The 16,552-nt window shown below is 65.2% G+C and carries 16 protein-coding genes; 11 read left to right on the top strand and 5 right to left on the bottom strand.

Going from position 1 to position 16,552, the window contains the following annotated elements; all coding sequences use genetic code 11:
- The first annotated feature begins 35 nt into the window (after window positions 1-35).
- From CA236_RS10175 to CA236_RS10155, 5 genes are read left to right on the top strand one after another with little or no spacing between them, the layout of a single operon-like run.
- A complete protein-coding gene (locus tag CA236_RS10175) occupies window positions 36-584 on the top strand; it encodes a hypothetical protein (RefSeq protein ID WP_125945520.1) in 549 nt (182 codons plus the stop codon).
- Between the two features lie 5 nt (window positions 585-589).
- On the top strand, window positions 590-928 hold the full coding sequence (locus tag CA236_RS10170; RefSeq protein WP_125945582.1) for a phage holin family protein: 339 nt from the start codon (window positions 590-592) through the stop codon (window positions 926-928).
- The gene (locus CA236_RS10165) at window positions 925-1,296 is read left to right on the top strand and encodes a DUF3618 domain-containing protein (protein WP_164518907.1); all 372 of its coding nucleotides are present in this window, start codon (window positions 925-927) and stop codon (window positions 1,294-1,296) included. Before CA236_RS10170 ends, CA236_RS10165 begins: the two co-directional genes overlap by 4 nt.
- Window positions 1,293-1,775, top strand: coding sequence for a hypothetical protein (locus CA236_RS10160; protein ID WP_125945518.1), 483 nt, complete (start codon window positions 1,293-1,295; stop codon window positions 1,773-1,775). The genes CA236_RS10165 and CA236_RS10160 overlap by 4 nt, the downstream gene beginning before the upstream one ends.
- 41 nt (window positions 1,776-1,816) lie before the next feature.
- The gene (locus CA236_RS10155) at window positions 1,817-2,044 is read left to right on the top strand and encodes a DUF4170 domain-containing protein (protein WP_046408523.1); all 228 of its coding nucleotides are present in this window, start codon (window positions 1,817-1,819) and stop codon (window positions 2,042-2,044) included.
- A gap of 163 nt (window positions 2,045-2,207) precedes the next feature.
- Here the strand turns inward: CA236_RS10155 and greA are convergent, their stop codons facing one another.
- From greA to carA, 4 genes are all read right to left on the bottom strand, one after another.
- Complete coding sequence (gene greA / locus CA236_RS10150) at window positions 2,208-2,684, bottom strand: transcription elongation factor GreA (RefSeq protein ID WP_046408521.1); 477 nt, start codon at window positions 2,682-2,684, stop codon at window positions 2,208-2,210.
- Between the two features lie 78 nt (window positions 2,685-2,762).
- Window positions 2,763-6,092, bottom strand: coding sequence for a carbamoyl-phosphate synthase large subunit (carB, locus tag CA236_RS10145; protein ID WP_125945517.1), 3,330 nt, complete (start codon window positions 6,090-6,092; stop codon window positions 2,763-2,765).
- A 17-nt stretch (window positions 6,093-6,109) separates the two neighbouring features.
- Complete coding sequence (locus CA236_RS10140) at window positions 6,110-6,409, bottom strand: hypothetical protein (RefSeq protein ID WP_046408517.1); 300 nt, start codon at window positions 6,407-6,409, stop codon at window positions 6,110-6,112.
- Window positions 6,406-7,584, bottom strand: a complete 1,179-nt coding sequence (gene carA / locus CA236_RS10135) for a glutamine-hydrolyzing carbamoyl-phosphate synthase small subunit (RefSeq protein ID WP_125945515.1) — start codon at window positions 7,582-7,584, stop codon at window positions 6,406-6,408. The genes CA236_RS10140 and carA overlap by 4 nt, the downstream gene beginning before the upstream one ends.
- Before the next feature lie 95 nt (window positions 7,585-7,679).
- On the opposite strand from carA, the gene CA236_RS10130 reads away from it, so the two are divergent.
- From CA236_RS10130 to CA236_RS10105, 6 genes are all read left to right on the top strand, one after another.
- The gene (locus CA236_RS10130; protein ID WP_046408513.1) at window positions 7,680-8,132 is read left to right on the top strand and encodes a GatB/YqeY domain-containing protein; all 453 of its coding nucleotides are present in this window, start codon (window positions 7,680-7,682) and stop codon (window positions 8,130-8,132) included.
- A gap of 63 nt (window positions 8,133-8,195) precedes the next feature.
- Window positions 8,196-10,088 (top strand): DNA primase, encoded by a 1,893-nt coding sequence (dnaG, locus tag CA236_RS10125; RefSeq protein WP_125945514.1) that lies wholly within the window; start codon window positions 8,196-8,198, stop codon window positions 10,086-10,088.
- The gene (rpoD, locus tag CA236_RS10120; RefSeq protein ID WP_046408511.1) at window positions 10,088-12,109 is read left to right on the top strand and encodes an RNA polymerase sigma factor RpoD; all 2,022 of its coding nucleotides are present in this window, start codon (window positions 10,088-10,090) and stop codon (window positions 12,107-12,109) included. The genes dnaG and rpoD overlap by 1 nt, the downstream gene beginning before the upstream one ends.
- Before the next feature lie 174 nt (window positions 12,110-12,283).
- On the top strand, window positions 12,284-12,937 hold the full coding sequence (locus CA236_RS10115) for a hypothetical protein (protein WP_125945513.1): 654 nt from the start codon (window positions 12,284-12,286) through the stop codon (window positions 12,935-12,937).
- Window positions 12,938-13,021: 84 nt separating this feature from the next.
- Entirely contained in the window at window positions 13,022-13,876 is an 855-nt protein-coding gene (locus CA236_RS10110) for a MoxR family ATPase (protein ID WP_046408507.1), read from the top strand.
- Window positions 13,877-14,076: 200 nt separating this feature from the next.
- Window positions 14,077-15,210 (top strand): aspartyl protease family protein, encoded by a 1,134-nt coding sequence (locus CA236_RS10105; protein WP_125945512.1) that lies wholly within the window; start codon window positions 14,077-14,079, stop codon window positions 15,208-15,210.
- A gap of 10 nt (window positions 15,211-15,220) precedes the next feature.
- Here the strand turns inward: CA236_RS10105 and CA236_RS10100 are convergent, their stop codons facing one another.
- Window positions 15,221-16,552 carry an HlyD family type I secretion periplasmic adaptor subunit gene (locus tag CA236_RS10100; protein ID WP_125945511.1) on the bottom strand — a complete coding sequence of 444 codons (1,332 nt, stop codon included), beginning with the start codon at window positions 16,550-16,552 and terminating at the stop codon, window positions 15,221-15,223.

Genomic DNA, 16,552 nt, shown 5'->3' with positions numbered 1-16,552 from the left:
CGGGGTTGTCAGTACCGATCAAGGAAGGATTCTCCATGGCCGACGACACCTTAAAGCCGATGACCGATCAAGATGTCGCGCCCGCGCTCGCCAATCCGGCCGGTGCGACCGACGATTTGCAGCCGCGCGATCCGCTGAATAGCGCCAGCGACAGCGCGCCCGGCAGCAGCGGGGCCACCGCCGACGGCGACTCAACCGGTGGCAACACCAGCCCGCGCCAGCTGATCAACGACAATGTCGTGAAGCTGAAGAGCGAAGCAGGCGACCGGGCGCGGACGCTGGCCGACCAGGGCAAGGTTAAGGCGACGGATGCGCTGGACCAGTTGGTGACGATGCTCAACGATGCCGCGCAGCAGGTCGATGAGAAGCTCGGCGCACAATATGGCCAATATGCCCGCTCCGCTGCCGAGCAGGTGCAGGGCCTGTCGTCGAAGCTGAACGATCGCAGCGTCGACGAACTGCTCGACGACGCACGCGAGGTGGTTCGCAAGAGCCCGGCGGCTGCCATCGGTGTCGCGGCCGCGGTTGGCTTCGTTGCCGCTCGCCTTCTGTCCTCGGGGCTCGACCAGCGCGACCAGGCGTGACCTTGATGACGGGGGAGCGGACGGACGAGGAAGCCGGCATCGGGCAGCTGGTGTCGCAACTGGCTGCCGATACACGTGAAGCCGCGCAGGCCGAGATCGCGCTGGCGAAGGCGCGCGCCGCCTTCGCCGCGGATCGCTACAAATGGGCGGCGATCTACTTCGCTGTGGCCGGTGTATTGGCGCTCGCAGCGCTCATCGCCATGCTGGTGGGGATCATCTTCACGCTGGCGACCGTCATCGGCCCGGGCTGGGCCACGACGGCGGTTGTTGCGGTCGTGCTGGCGATCGCCACGATCCTCGGTCTGATGGGCAAGGCGCAATTGTCGAAGAAGGTCGTCTCTTGAGCTCCGATCCCCAGGCATTGTCCGTTACGCTCGCCGAGCAGCGCGCCGCTGCCGCGCGTCAGCGATTGAGCCAGACCGCCAGCACACTGCAGGCGCGCCTGCATCCGAAGGTCGTTGCGCGCGACGCGGTGGAAAATCTTCAGGAGACCGGTGGGCGCGCGCTGCGCAACGGCGTCGCCACGGCGCGAGCAAACCCGGAAGTGCTGGTGTGGGCGGCCACGCTTGCGATCGGGTGGCTCGCACGGGACCGTATCGCCGGCCTTTTTGGCCGGCGACGCAAGCGCAAGCACGATCGCGAAACCCCCGCGCAACTAGCGCGTTCGATCCCTGGTGACTGGCCGGAAGCGGCCGAGAGGAACAACATATGACCGACGCGAACACGCAGACCAACAAGCAGGGCAGCAGCGCCGATCACAACGAATCGCTGCGCGAGCGTGCGGCTCACGCCTACGAGAGCGCGCTGGAGCGCGCTGGCGAGACGGTCGAGACGTCGAAGGAAGGCGCCCGCGACGCCGCGCACAAGGCGACGGACTTCATCGAGGGCAACCCGCTCGGCGCCCTCGCCGGCGGCTTGGCATTGGGCGCCGTTGTCGGCGCGCTGTTGCCGCGCAGCGAGCGCGAGAAGAAGATCCTGGCGCCGGTGGGCAAGACGGTGAGTGCCGCGGCCGTTGCAGCCCTTGCAGCCGCCAAGGAGGCTGGCCGCGGCGAACTGGAAGAGCTGGGTCTGACCAAGGATGCTGCCCGGGGGCAGGCCAAGTCCCTGTTCCAGGGCGTCGTGAAGGCGGCATCGCACGCTGGCACGGCGGCGGCCGAGGCTGGACGCGAACAGATCAAACCGGCGCACTGAGAGGGTTCAAACCCGGTCGCCTAGGGGATAAGGGAGCCGCCATGAGCAAGCTTCACCTCGTTTTCGGCGGCCGGGTTACCGACCCGCGCACGCTCGACTTCGCCGACCTCAAGTCTATCGACATCGTCGGCGTCTTTCCAGACTACGCATCGGCCGAAAAGGCTTGGCGCGCTGCTGCACAGCGGACCGTTGATGATGCAGAGATGAAATATGTGGTGGTGCACCTGCACCGTCTGCTCGAGCCGGAGTTGCTAAAGCCGGCCGGCTGAGCCACCAACGCCCCTCGCCCCGATTTCCCTCAAGGCTGCGGATGCCTAGGCGCGTCCGCAGCCTTTTATTTGGCTCGTCGCGTGGTTCTTAGGGATGAAGGCTCGGAGCGGACGCACTGGGGCTGCAACGCGTCGCTGCAGCCTCAGGCTCTATCCCTCACAATCAAATGAATTCGATCTTGGACACCACGTAATAGCGGTCGCCGGCCGGCACCGACACCTCTACCTCGTCATCCACGCTGCGTCCGATCAGCGCGCGGCCCATCGGCGAATTGTAGCTGATCCGGCCCGACTTCGCATCCGCTTCGGTCTGACCAACAATCTGATACCTGATCGGCTTGTCGTCTTCGTCGAGCAACGTGACGGTCGCGCCGAACACCACCTTGTCGCCCGACAGGTCGCGCGGATCGATGATCTGCGCGCGCGAGAGCTTGTCCTCGATGTCGGCGATAGTCGCCTCGATCTGGCCCTGACGCTCCTTGGCGGCATGATATTCGGCGTTTTCGGACAGGTCGCCATGGGCACGCGCTTCTTCGATCGCATCAACAATCTGCGGCCGTTCGATTTTCAGCCGTTTGAGCTCCGCAGTCAGCTTGTCGTAGCCTTCCTGCAGCATCGGCATCTTCTCGACGGTCGCCATGTGCGCGTCACCCTTCAATAAACCCGTCCCCGAGCGGCCTCCCTTAGCCGCTTCGCACCTCAAACAAATTGTCGGGGATTAGTTGTGCGACTGCGAATAATAGGCCTGCAACGGGCGTACTTCAAGGTTCTGCGACACGGTCGTGATCGCCTTCGCCGCCTGAATGCTTGCCTGGGCGGTGGTGAAGTACGGGATCTTCTGATTCACCGCCGAGGCACGGATCGGCTGCGAATCCTTCAGGCTCTGCCAGCCTTCCGTCGTGTTGAAGATCAGCGCGATGTCGCCATCCTTGATCCGGTCCACGATGTGCGGCCGGCCCTGCGCCACCTTGTTCACCACCTCGACCGGCAGGCCGGCGCGTTGCAGGTGATCCGCGGTGCCGCCGGTCGCGACGATGGTGAAGCCAGCGTCCACCAGTCCGCGGATCGCGGTCGTGATCGCCGCCTTGTCATTGTCCTTCACGCTGACGAACACCTTGCCGCCGCTCGGCAACACATTGCCCGCGGCGAGCTGCGACTTGGCGAAGGCGGTGGTGAAATCGCGATCGATTCCCATCACTTCGCCCGTAGACTTCATCTCCGGTGACAGGACCGGATCGATTCCGGGGAAGCGGTTGAACGGGAACACGGCTTCCTTCACCGCCACGTAATCGATGTTGCGGTCGATCGTGGGCAGGTCCTTCAGCTTCTCGCCCGCCATCACGCGCGCGGCGATCTTGGCGATCGGAGCACCAATCGCCTTGGCGACGAACGGCACCGTGCGGCTGGCGCGCGGGTTCACCTCGATCAGATAGACCTTGCCGTCCTTCACCGCGAATTGGATGTTCATCAGGCCGCGTACGCCAAGGCCATGCGCCAGCGCCTCAGCCTGACGCTCGATCTCGGCGATGATCTCGGCGGGCAGCGAATAAGGCGGGATCGAGCAGGCGCTATCGCCCGAATGGACGCCGGCTTCCTCGATATGCTGCAGCACGCCGGCGACCACGACATCGTCGCCGTCGCAGATCGCGTCCACGTCCACCTCGATCGCGTCGCGCAGATACTGGTCGATCAGCACCGGGGCGTCGCCGGACACCTGGACCGCGGTCTGAATATAGTCCTCAAGCTGCTGCGGTCCGTCGACGATCTCCATTGCGCGGCCACCGAGCACGAAGCTCGGGCGCATCAGCACCGGATAGCCGACCCGCTCGGCGACGTTCAGCGCCTCTTCACGGCTGCGCGCGATGCCGTTGTTGGGCTGAAGCAGGCGCAGCTTGTCGACCAGCGCGGCGAACTGCTCGCGATCCTCCGCCAGATCGATGGCCGAGGGCGAGGTACCTAGGATAGGGATCCCCGCCGCCTCGATCGCACGCGCCAGGTTCAGCGGCGTCTGCCCACCGAACTGAACGATGACCCCGACGAGCTCGCCCTTGGATTGCTCGACGTGCAGGATCTCAAGCACGTCCTCGGCCGTCAGCGGCTCGAAATACAGGCGATCCGACGTGTCATAATCGGTCGACACCGTCTCCGGGTTGCAATTGACCATGATCGTCTCCAACCCGGCATCCGCCAGCGCGAAACACGCGTGGCAGCAGCAGTAATCGAACTCAATCCCCTGCCCGATCCGGTTCGGCCCGCCGCCCAGGATCACGATCTTGCGACGATCCGACGGCATTGCCTCATTCTCGGCCTCACCGAAGGTGGGCGCCTCATAGGTCGAGTACATGTACGGCGTCTTCGCATCGAACTCTGCTGCGCAGGTGTCGATGCGCTTGAACACCGGGCGCACGCCAAGCTTGTGGCGATGCTCGCGCACCTCCTGCTCGGTGACGCCGCCGGTCATCGCCTTGACTGCCTCGTGGATCAGGCCGGACCCTTGCGCGATGCCGCGACGCATCCCCCGCAGATTGGCCGACTGCAGCGCAAGCCACGCGAGACGCTTGTCGCTGAAGCCCATCGCCTTCAGCCGGCGCATGCCCGCCGCGCCGATCGGCAGGCCGTTGCGACACACTTCTTCCTCGGCGCGGACGATCTCCTCGATCCGCTCCAGGAACCAGGGATCGTATTTGGCGATCGCGTGCACCTCGGCGACGGTGAAGCCTTCGCGCAGCGCCTGTGCGGCGACCAGCAGGCGATCGGGCGAAGCGACGGCAAGCGCCGCCTCGATCTCGGCACGCGGTGCGCCGACCAGCCGCTCAACCCGGTCGAAGCCGCTGAGGCCGGTCTCCAGACCACGCAGCGCCTTCTGCATCGATTCGTGAATGTTGCGTCCGATCGCCATGACTTCGCCGACGCTCTTCATCGCAGTCGACAGAACCGCCTCGGCGCCCTTGAACTTCTCGAAGGCGAAGCGTGGGATCTTGGTGACGACATAGTCGATCGTCGGCTCGAAGCTCGCGGGCGTCGCGCCGGTGATGTCGTTCTCGATCTCGTCGAGCGTATAGCCCACCGCCAGCTTCGCCGCGACCTTGGCGATCGGAAAACCGGTGGCCTTCGACGCCAGCGCAGACGAGCGCGACACGCGCGGGTTCATCTCGATCACGATCAGGCGGCCATCCTTTGGATTGACCGCGAACTGTACGTTCGAACCGCCTGTTTCCACGCCGATTTCGCGCAGCACCGCAATGCTGGCGTTGCGCATGATCTGATATTCCTTGTCGGTCAGCGTCAGCGCAGGCGCGACAGTGATCGAGTCGCCCGTGTGGACGCCCATCGGATCGATATTCTCGATCGAGCAGATGATGATGCAATTGTCCGCACGGTCGCGGACCACCTCCATCTCATATTCCTTCCAGCCGAGCAGCGACTCCTCAATCAGCACCTCGGTGGTCGGCGATGCGTCGAGGCCCTTGCGGACGATCTCGAGGAACTCCTCACGGTTGTACGCGACGCCGCCGCCGGTGCCGCCCAGCGTGAAGCTCGGCCGGATAATGGCGGGGAGCCCGGTTTTCTCCAGCGCCTCCAGCGCCTCCGCCTCGGTATGCGCGACGGCCGAGCGGGCGCTTTCCAGCCCGATCTTGTCCATCGCGTTGCGGAACTTCTGCCGGTCCTCGGCCTTGTCGATCGCCTCTGCATCGGCGCCGATCATGGTGACGCCGTACTTCTCCAGCGTGCCGTCATGGAACAGCGCCAGCGCGGTGTTGAGCGCGGTCTGCCCGCCCATCGTGGGGAGCACTGCATCGGGCCGCTCCTTCTCGATGATCTTGGCCACGATCTCCGGCGTGATCGGCTCGACATAAGTGGCGTCGGCCAGTTCGGGATCGGTCATAATCGTGGCCGGGTTCGAATTGACCAGGACGATGCGATAGCCCTCTTCCTTGAGCGCCTTGATCGCCTGCGTGCCCGAATAATCGAACTCGCACGCCTGACCGATTACGATCGGCCCGGCGCCGATGACGAGGATGGAGGAGATGTCGGTGCGCTTGGGCATTATGTCTCTCTTGGTCCTTACTCGGCGGCCCCCGCCCCCGCGCCGATCGGCGTGAGGCTGGCTCCCGAAATCTTCTTCACTTCGGCGGCGATGCAGGCGGCGGCCTGTTCGGCCTCCGCAGCTGGCATGTCGCCCGGCAATTCCATCGTCACGTTCGAGGCCGATGTCGCCTTCAGCCGCGCTGTCGCCACCCCGCATGTATTGGGGATGGAGGAAAGCCGCGCCTGCAACTGGTGCTGGTTCGCCGGCGCAGCCTGCGAACAGGCGGCCAAAGCGAGGGTCAGCACCGGGGCAGCAAGCTGGCCCCGCGTGATCAACGCAGCGAACCCACGAACCGTTCGAACAGGTAGAAGCTGTCTTGCGGCCCCGGGCTCGCCTCGGGGTGATATTGCACGCTGAACGCGGGCTTGTCGGTCAGCTCCAGTCCGGCATTGCTGCCATCGAACAGCGACACATGCGTCTCGCGAGCGTTCGCCGGAAGGCTTTCACGCTCCACCGAGAAGCCGTGGTTCATGCTGGTGATCTCGACCGCGCCGTCGGCGAGGCGCTTCACCGGATGGTTCGCGCCGCGGTGACCCTGGAACATCTTGGTCGTGCGTGCCCCAACCGCGAGGCCGAGCAGCTGGTGGCCAAGGCAGATGCCGAACAGGGGCTTGTTGGTGTCGAGCAGCTTCTGGATCACCGGAACGGCGTATTCGCCGGTCGCGGCGGGATCGCCGGGGCCGTTGGACAGGAAGATGCCGTCGGGGTTGAGCGCCATGATCGTGTCGAAATCAGTCTCGGCCGGCACCACCGATACCTTCGCGCCCGCCTGAACGAGATTGCGGAAGATGTTGTGCTTGCTGCCGTAATCGATCGCCACGACGTGTGGGCGATCCTCACCCTCGGCGCCGTCATAACCGAAGCCGACGCGCCAGATACCGCCGGCGCGATCCGCACCCCAGGTGCCGTGCGTTTCGCGGGTCACTTCCCTGGCGAGGTCCATGCCCTCGAGCCCCGGCCATTCGCGCGCCATCCTCAGCAGCAGATCGAGATCAAATCGGCCATCTGCGGCATGGGCGACGACACCATTCGGCGCACCTCCGGCCCGAATGCGGCGGGTCAGCGCGCGCGTGTCGATGCCGGCGAGGCCGATGCGCGCGTGGCGCTTCATCCAGCCTTCGAGATTTTCGGCGGCGCGGAAGTTGGACGGCGCGGTCGGATCCTCGCGCACGATCATGCCCAGCGCATGCGGCTCATCCGCCTCGACGTCGTCGGGATTCGCGCCGACATTGCCGATATGCGGGAAGGTGAAGGTGATGATCTGCCCGGCGAAGCTCGGGTCCGTCATGATTTCCTGATAGCCGGTCATCGCGGTGTGGAAGCACACCTCGCCAACGGCCTGTCCCTCGGCACCGAATCCACGGCCCCACAGCACATCGCCCGTTGCCAGAACGAGGACACCTGTGGCCCCATCGGGCTGAGGCGCGTGCGTGGGTATTGCGTCTGCCATGGTGGCGGGCACTCCTGGTAAGCGGCGATGTACGTTAAGTGCGGCGCGCTAAACTCGCCCCTCCGCCACGTCAATCTGATATGGCCTCAGGAACCATGATTCGAGACGATATCAAGCAAGCCCAGATCGCTGCCATGAAGGCCGGCGACAAGGAAACCCGCGCCGCGATCGGCCTGATCCAGGCCGCGATCAAGAATCGCGACATCGAAGCGCGCACCCAGTCCAACGCGCCGGACGACGACGCGCTGGTGGTCGAAGTGCTGCAGAAGATGAAGAAGCAGCGCACCGAGTCGATCCAGATGTTCCGCAACGGCGGGCGAGAGGAACTGGCCAAGGCCGAAGAGGCCGAAGTGGCGGTGATCGATCGCTTCCTGCCCAAGCAGATGGACGAAGCGGAGACGACCGCCGCGATCGAGGCGATCAAGGCCGATATCGGCGCCGCCGGGATGAAGGACATGGGCCGGGTGATGGCCGAACTGAAGGCGCGGCACGGCACCGTGCTCGACATGTCCAAGGCAAGCGGCCTCGTGAAGGCGGCTCTGGCTTAACTCTGAACGCCCCTCCCGCTTGCGGGAGGGTTTTGGGAAGCGCATGTCTTCACGAGCAACACCATGTCGCTGACCCCCGCCTTTCTTGACGAGCTGCGCGCGCGCACGTCGCTGTCTGCGCTGATCGGCAAGACAACCAAGCTCACCAAGGCTGGGCGTGAGCACAAGGGCTGCTGCCCGTTTCATAACGAGAAGACGCCCAGCTTCTACGTCAACGACGACAAGGGCTTCTATCACTGCTTCGGCTGCTCGGCGCATGGCGATGCGATTCGCTGGATGACCGACCAGCGGGGCCTGCCCTTTATCGATGCGGTTAAGGAGCTGGCGCAGGCGGCGGGCATGGACATGCCCGCCCCTGACAAGCGCGCCGCGGCGCGGGCCGAGAAGGCGAACTCGCTCCACGATGTGATGACCGCTGCGGCGGAGTGGTTTCGCCAGCAGCTTGACGGGATCGAGGGCACCGCGGCGCGCGCCCTGCTCGACAAGCGCGGGATTTCGGATGCGACCCGGCGCACTTTCGGGTTCGGATTCGCGCCAGACGCCCGCGGCAAGCTGCGCGGGGCGCTGAAGCAATTTGGCGATGCCATGCTGATCGAGGCGGGATTGCTGATCAGCGTGGAGGGCAAGGAGCCCTATGACCGGTTCCGCGGTCGGCTGATGATCCCGATTCGCGATGCGCGCGGGCGCGTGATCGCGTTTGGCGGGCGGATCATCGGCGATGGCGAGCCGAAATATCTAAACTCCCCCGACACGCCGCTCTTCGACAAGGGGCGCACGCTCTACAACCTCGATCGCGCCCTGCCCGCCGCGCGCAAGGCGGACCGCGTGCTGGTGGTGGAGGGCTATATGGATGCGATTGCCCTTGCGCAGGCCGGGATCGGGGAAGTGGTCGCGCCGCTCGGCACCGCGCTGACCGAACACCAGCTCGAGCGGCTATGGCGGATTGTCGATGTGCCGACGCTTTGCCTCGACGGGGACAATGCCGGGCAGAAGGCCGCGATCCGTGCCGGGCACCGCGCGATGCCGCTGCTCGCCCCAGGTCGCAGCCTCCAATTCGTCACCTTGCCGGAGGGGCAGGATCCCGACGACCTGATCCGCGCCAAGGGCGCCGGCGCCTTCGAGGCGCTGGTGCGCGAGGCAACGCCGCTGGTCGACCGGTTGTGGACGCATGAGGTCGCGGCCGAGCCGCTCACCACGCCCGAGCAGCGCGCCGGCTTTCGCGCCCGCATGGCCGAACTGGCCAAGACCATCGGCGATCCGGTCGTACGGTCGGAGTATCAGGCAGAGTTTCGCCGCCGCTACGACGAGCAGTTCGGGCAGACCCGCCGCCCGTTCGAGCGCGGTCGCAGCTTTGAACCCCGGCAGCCATTCGTGCCCAGACGGCCGGGACAGAAATGGACGCCCCCGCCCCTGCCCGTCACGGACGACGCCAAGGCGTTTCGCGCGGCCGGGATCGACCGGGTGCTGGCCAAGGCCGTGCTCGCCGGGCTGATCCGCCACCCGGCCGAAATCGCCCGCCATATGGAAGTGCTGGGATCGCTCCGCATGGCCGATGGCGCGCTTGGCCGACTGTTCGAGGCAGTGGTCGATGTTGCGCTTGAGGATCGGGAGCTTGATAGCGCCCGCCTCGTCACCATATTGCGGAACAGCGGTTTCGAAGCAGTCGCCCGTGACCTGCTGAGAGCAGATACAATGCCTTATTCCTTTACGCAGCCGACGGGGGATGCGTCGCGCGCCCGGGAAGACCTGGACGAAGCGATCGCGATCCTGGTGACGCAGCCTGAAGTGGATGCGGCACTGGCTGATGCAACGTCCGCCATGCAGGCGCGCTTCACCGACGAGGCGTTCCAGCGACAGGTGGCGTTGGTGAAAGAAAAACAGGCGCTGGAGCTTCGGCTTGCAAATCTCGTTCAGTCGAACGAAGACGCCCGCGCTTTTGATTCCGAGGACGATTGATGGCGAAGGTTAACGGTAGCGGTGCAGAAGACGGTGTTGAACTGGCTGATGCCCCGCTGATCGACCTGAACGACGCGGACGTCAAAAAGCTGATCGCTCGCGCCAAGAAGCGCGGGTACATCACCTATGATGAGCTGAACGCCGCCCTGCCGCAGGACCAGATGTCCAGCGACCAGCTCGAGGACGTGATGTCCGCGCTCAACGAAATGGGCGTCAACATCGTCGAGAACGAGGAAGCCGGCGAGGACGGCGACGAGCAGGAGCAGCCGGAGGACGAGGTCGAATCCGTCGACGTCGACCAGGGCACCGCGCCCGCCGTCGAGAAGAAGAAGGAAACGGTCGACCGCACCGATGATCCGGTGCGCATGTACCTGCGCGAGATGGGCGCCGTTGAGCTGCTCAGCCGCGAGGGCGAGATCGCGATCGCCAAGCGTATCGAAGCTGGCCGTGACACGATGATCATGGGCCTGTGCGAGTCGCCGATCACCTTCAACGCGATCATCGACTGGTCCACCCAGCTGAACGAAGGCACGATGCAGCTGCGCGAGATCATCGATCTCGACGCGATGCTGTCCAAGGGTCCGTCGGCCGAGCAGGTCGAGGGCGCCGAGGACGACAATGGCGAGATCAGCGAGAAGACCGCTGGCACCTCGTTCAAGGAAGAGGACGAGCCGGAGGAAGCATCGTCGGACGACGACGATGACATGACCGAGCGTCGCACGCCGCGCGCGTCGGACGAGGAAGAGGAGGACAACACCCTCAGCCTCGCGCAGATGGAGGAAACGCTCAAGCCGATGGCGCTTGAGAAGTTCGCCAACATCACGTCGATCTACAAGAAATTCTCGAAGATGCAGCAGGGCCGGCTCGACGCCATGGGCGGCGGGACCGAGCTGACCGCGGCGGACGAGCGCAAGTATCAGAAGCTGCGCGAGGAGCTGACGGCCGAGGTCGAGAGCGTCCAGTTCCACAACGCAAAGATCGAGTATCTGGTCGACCAGCTGTACAGCTACAACCGGCGTTTGACCGCGCTGGGCGGGCAGATGCTGCGACTGGCCGAGCGGCACAAGGTAAGCCGCAAGGACTTCCTCGATCGCTACATGGGCCATGAGCTGGACGATACGTTCCTGGCGACGGTGAACGGCCTCGACAAGAAGTGGACCGCCTTCGCCACCAACGAAGCGGCCGCCGTCGAGCGTATCCGCAGCGAGATCGCCGAGATCTCGCAGCAGACCGGCATGGCGCTCGGCGAGTTCCGCCGCATCGTGAACATGGTGCAGAAGGGCGAGCGCGAGGCGCGTATCGCCAAGAAAGAGATGGTCGAGGCGAACCTGCGCCTCGTGATCTCCATCGCGAAGAAGTACACCAACCGCGGCCTGCAGTTCCTGGATCTCATCCAGGAGGGCAACATCGGCCTGATGAAGGCGGTGGACAAGTTCGAGTATCGCCGGGGCTACAAGTTCTCCACCTATGCCACATGGTGGATCCGGCAGGCGATCACCCGCTCGATCGCGGACCAGGCGCGCACGATCCGTATCCCGGTCCACATGATCGAGACGATCAACAAGCTGGTTCGCACCAGCCGTCAGTTCCTGCACGAGCAGGGCCGCGAGCCGACCCCGGAGGAAATGGCCGAGCGCCTTTCCATGCCGCTGGAGAAGGTGCGCAAGGTTATGAAGATCGCCAAGGAGCCGATCTCCCTCGAAACGCCGATCGGCGACGAGGAAGACAGCCACCTGGGCGATTTCATCGAGGACAAGAACGCGGTGATCCCGGTGGACGCCGCGATTCAGGCGAACCTGAAGGAAACGGTCACCCGCGTCCTTGCCAGCCTCACGCCGCGTGAGGAGCGCGTGCTTCGCATGCGCTTTGGCATCGGCATGAACACCGACCACACGCTGGAGGAAGTCGGCCAGCAGTTCAGCGTGACGCGCGAGCGCATCCGCCAGATCGAGGCCAAGGCGCTTCGCAAGCTGAAGCACCCGAGCCGAAGCCGCAAGATGCGCAGCTTCCTCGACCAGTGAGGATCCAGCGGGCGGGAAGAGCGATCTTCCCGTCCGTTCTGTTTGCAGCCCCGATGGCCCACTGCGCTACGATCATCGGCACGGAAATGCAGCCAACGTTGATCGATGGCGCTTAACCGCGTCTTTACCTTGTTTTGCGATCCTCCGGCGCAACTCGTCGGAAGGTATGTTTTGGTGACTCCCAACGCGGGCTTTGCATCGACCCGTCACGCGCTTGACGCCATCGTGGCGGCAGACGGTACAGCGGGTTGCGCCCATGTCGCCGCGCTGGTCGATGGCGATGGCGCCGTGCGCGACCTGGCTGATGCAGTCCATGCGCTCTGCGCGCTACATGGCAGCGCGCCCAGCCTCGTCGAGCGCGCAATACATGCGAATGGCGCGGCGCCGCTCCGCGACTGGTTGCGCGTTGCTGCGATCGGCTTCGATGAGGAGCGGCACCTGCTAGCCGCGCTGACGGCCGCGATCGGCCCACGCCCGTCCACGCCGCGCGCGGCGCAGGCGGAGGCGGCCCTCACTGGCCAGCACCATGCCCTGACTACCCTCGCTTCGTCTGAACGGGCGGGCTGCGCGGTGGGAGCTGCTCTTGCCTTGCTGCTCGACTGGCACGCGATCAGGAACGTGCTGGGCGTCGCGGCCTGTTGCGCGGAAATGGTGTTGCTGGCCGCGGCTATTCCGCCGCAGGAGGACATCATCGCGGCCGCCGCGACGATCGCTCAGAAGCCGGCGCCTGCTCGCGCGCTGTCCTTCGGCGCGCAGCAGCTGGCGCTCCAGCATCGCGGCCTGTGGCAGTTGCTGGCCGCGCGGATGGAGGCACGCAACGCGCTTTGACCGCGCAGCACGGCAAGCGTCTTGCACCCGCCCGAAAATTCCCGCATCGCCATACCCGATAGTCGAACAAGACGGGATGAGGGCATGAAGCGCTTCGAGGGCACGCAGAGCTACGTCGCAACCGATGATTTGAAGGTTGCGGTCAACGCGGCCGTGGCGCTTCGCCGGCCGCTGCTCGTGAAGGGCGAGCCGGGCACCGGAAAAACTGTCCTTGCCTATGAAATCGCGAAGGCGACCGGCGCACCCCTGATCGAGTGGAACGTGAAATCCACCACCAAGGCGCAGCAGGGCCTGTATGAATATGACGCGGTGGCGCGCCTGCGTGATGGCCAGCTCGGCGACGAGCGGGTTCACGACATCTCCAACTACATCCGCAAGGGCAAGCTGTGGGAAGCGTTCACCGCGCCCCAGCTTCCGGTGTTGCTGATCGACGAGATCGACAAGGCGGACATCGAATTCCCGAACGATCTTCTGCAAGAACTCGATCGCATGGAATTCCATGTCTACGAGACGAAGGAAACCGTACGCGCGGTCGAGCGCCCGATCGTGGTGATCACGTCCAACAATGAGAAGGAACTGCCCGACGCATTCCTGCGCCGCTGCTTCTTCCATTATATCAAATTCCCTGATCGCGAGACGATGCAGGCGATCATCGACGTACACTTCCCCGGCATCCAGCGGATGCTGGTGTCGAAGGCACTCGACATCTTCTACGACGTCCGCGACGTTCCGGGCCTGAAGAAGAAGCCGTCGACCAGCGAGCTCCTCGACTGGCTGAAGCTGCTGCTGCATGAGGACATGCCGCTCGAGGTGCTGCAGAACCGCGACCCGACCAAGGCGATCCCGCCACTGCATGGCGCGCTGCTGAAGAACGAACAGGATGTGATGCTGTTCGAGCGGCTTGCCTTCATGGCCAAGCGCCAGGCGAACAAGGGCTGAGGAGGTTCGCCCCGCCAGACCGGCGGGGCGGCCGCTCTTCCATCAGATCCGCCGCGCAATTTCCGGATAGGCACCCGCGTTTGGGGTCGCTACGCCAGCCTGTGTCCCTGATCCTGTCGATCGCCGCAACGGCGGCCTCCCCGGCCCTTGGCGCGGGATCCCTCCCGCTTTCCCCTTCGGTCGAGTCTGGCGCGCCGGTAATGTCCCCGGCGGCGCAGCCTCAGGGCGTGTTCGTTCTGGCGCCCGATGCTGAAAGCCGCTGGGTGCCGTTCGATTTCACGCCGGGGAACCAGCTGCGTTTCTCGCTCACGATCGATGGCCGTCCGGCAACCGCAATCCTCGACACCGGCGTCAGCTATTCGGTTTTGTCGCGCCGCTTTGCCGACGCAGCCGCGCTCAAGGTCATGGCGGGCGGCAGTGCGACCGCCATCGGTGGTTTGGTGCCGATCGGCTGGGCGGCGACCCGGGACGTGAGCTTTGGCGCGCTGACGCGGCAGGGTGGCGGCCTTGCCGTGGCGACGCTGCCGGCGCTGGCAACCGGCAGTACCGAGCCGGTCGACCTTCTCGTCGGACGTGACCTCACAGCGCGCTATGCGCTCGACATCCACTTCGAGGCGCGCCGTTTCCGACTGCTGCCAAGCGGACGATTGCCGTTCCGCGGCCGGGCCGCGCCGCTCTCCATCTCGCGTGATCGGATGGTCTATGTCAGCCAGGCCACGCTGGGCGCCACGCACCTGCGGCCGATGATCGTCGATACGGGGGATGGATCATCGATAACGGTAACCTCGCCAGGCTGGCAGGCGGCTGCGATCGACAATGTGCGCACGACGACGACGATTTCCTTCGGTCTGGCGGGCACCGTCACCAGCACGATCGGCATCGTGCCGAGCCTGCGGATCGGCGAGTTGGTCGCGCGCAACGTCGAGGTGCGTATCGAGCCGCCGCGCGGGTTTTCAGAGTCGATCGATGCCGCCGGCCGGATCGGGACGGGATTTCTGCAGAACTATCGCGTCCTGCTGGACCCGGGCGCTGGCCGCATGATCCTGTCGCCCGGCCGCAAGGCTGATTTGCCGCCACTGCGCTCCACCAGCGGGCTGCTGTTCGGGATCGACCGCGATCGTCTGCGTGTGCTGCACGTCATGCGCGGCAGCCCGGCGGCGGAATCCGGATGGCAGGAGGGCGACATGATTTGCCGCATCGACGGGCAGCCTGTCCCGCGCAACTATGGCACCCTGCCGCTCGCGACCTGGTCCGCGGGCAAGCCGGGACGAACCGTCGCCTTGGGCCTGTGCGATGGACGCGAGCGAATGCTGACGCTGCGCGAATTCTATTGAGGCGCGGGGATCACTGCCGGAACGCGCGGTTGAATTGATCCACCAGCGGTTTGAGCAGGTAGGACATCAGCGAACGTCGTCCAGTCTGCATATAGGCCTCCACCGGCATGCCGACCTTCAGCTTCAGATTGCCGAGCTTCTGCACCTCCGACTCCGGCACCCGCAGCCGGGCTTCAAAGAAGGTGGCGCCGGTGCGCTCGTCACTCTTTCGATCCGCGCCGATGTAGAACAATTCGCCCGTCAGCTCTGGCGTCGACTGGGCGCTGAATGCGGCAAAACGGAGAACGGCGGGCTGGCCGATATGAAGTTGGTCGATGTCCGTCGGGCTGACCGCCACGTCGACAATCAACGGCTCACGATCGGGCACGATCTCCATGATCGTCTGGGCGGGTGGCACGACGCCCCCCACGGTCTGGAACGCCAGGTTGTTGACCACGCCGTCATAAGGCGCGCGAAGCAGCGATCGCTCGGACGCATCGCTGGCGGCGATGGAGCGGACGCGCTGGTCGCCAAGCTGGGACATGACGACGGCAAGCTCCTGGCCGGCCTGGACGCGGGCATTGCGCTCTGCTTCGACGGCTGATTGCCGCAGTTCGGCAATGCGCGCCCGCTTTTCGGCGATCCGCGCGCGCAGCGAGGCTATTGTTCCGTTCAGCTCGGCGGCGGTGCGCTCCAGCTGGTTGACCCGTGCAACCGTCACGAGCTGACGTGCGTACAGGCCGCGCAGCGCCTCCAGCTCCGGGGTGAGAAAGGTGCGCTGGTTCTCCGCGCCCTGCAACTGGGCGCTTGTCGCTGCGACGTCCTGTTGCGCTTGGACGATCCGCTCCCGGATCGCCTCCTGCTCCGTCAGGCGAAGCGAGCGACGCGCGGCGAACTGGCGACCAGCCTCATCCTTGGCTGCGAGCGCGGTGGGCGTATTCGCCGTGGCGAGAGCCGGCGGAAAGCGGATGGACGCGTCACCGTCGCGTTCCGCGATCAGCCGGGCCTGCGAGGCGAGCAATTGCTCCAGCGACTGGCCAAGCGACGCTGCGCTGTCGCCGCTGACGCGATTGTCGAAGCGCATGATCGGCTGGCCCTTGCGGACGCGGTCGCCCTCGCGGACATACAGCTGGGCCACCACCCCGCCGGATGGATGCGCTACCTGCTTGACGCTGGATTCGACCGACAGCTTGCCGTTGCCCATCACCGCCCCGGTTACCCGGATCACCGAGGCCATGAGCGCGACGACAACCACCAGCAGCGCCGCCAGGATCATCGCGTGACGCACGCTGCGGTCGAGCGCGCGCTGCGGGTCGTCCAGATGTAGCGGGGGACCGGCAAGGTTGAACGTTAGGTTGGACAT

Origin of the sequence: Sphingomonas sp. ABOLG, assembly GCF_003950435.1 — a bacterium.
GTDB lineage: Bacteria > Pseudomonadota > Alphaproteobacteria > Sphingomonadales > Sphingomonadaceae > Sphingomonas > Sphingomonas panaciterrae.
Note: the sequence above shows the minus strand (reverse complement) of the source record. Positions and strands in the feature narration are given on the sequence as shown.